The following is a 568-nucleotide window of genomic DNA, read 5'->3' as shown; positions in this document are numbered from 1 at the left end:
GATGTAGATTAGCAGTTCGGGGTTGTCGGTTATCAGTTTTGACATGTTTTACATCTGTTGAGAAAAGTTTTTTAGAACATATTTTGTCCAAATGTGTATTATTTGTTTTAACCAAGCAAACAATTTTAGATTTGAATAGATATTTTCTGTTCCGTAGATTTACACTTTATCCTATTTTTATGGCAGATATAGAACTTATCTTATTCGGGGAACGCCTTTTACAGGCTCGTAAAAAGCGAAAGGTATCACAAGATGACTTGGCTAAACAGCTGGGCGTACACGCTCCAGTAATAGGAAGATACGAACGTGGGGAGGTAAAGCCATCTATCGAAACGGCGGCACGGATGGCCGATGCTTTAGGCGTATCGCTTGATTATCTCACAGGGCTTTCCGACCAGGAACTTGACCAGGATCTGGTCAGGCAAATTAACGAACTACAATCACTTAAAAGCGAAGACAGAATACATATCCTACAAACCCTTGGCGCACTTATCCGTGAAGCCAAAACAAGACTCACTTTTGGGTAAATACCATAAAAAAGCCCAATACTTTTTACATCGTTGGGCTT

The 568-nt window shown here is 40.0% G+C and carries 1 protein-coding gene; it reads left to right on the top strand.

Annotation, left to right across the window (positions count from 1 at the left end; genetic code table 11):
• Nucleotides 1-131 precede the first annotated feature (131 nt).
• Nucleotides 132-527 (top strand): helix-turn-helix domain-containing protein, encoded by a 396-nt coding sequence (locus OQ268_RS17790; RefSeq protein ID WP_265858164.1) that lies wholly within the window; start codon nt 132-134, stop codon nt 525-527.
• Nucleotides 528-568 lie beyond the last annotated feature (41 nt).

This window comes from Pedobacter sandarakinus, from assembly GCF_026240095.1.
Taxonomy (GTDB): Bacteria; Bacteroidota; Bacteroidia; order Sphingobacteriales; family Sphingobacteriaceae; genus Pedobacter; species Pedobacter sandarakinus.
Note: the sequence above shows the minus strand (reverse complement) of the source record. Positions and strands in the feature narration are given on the sequence as shown.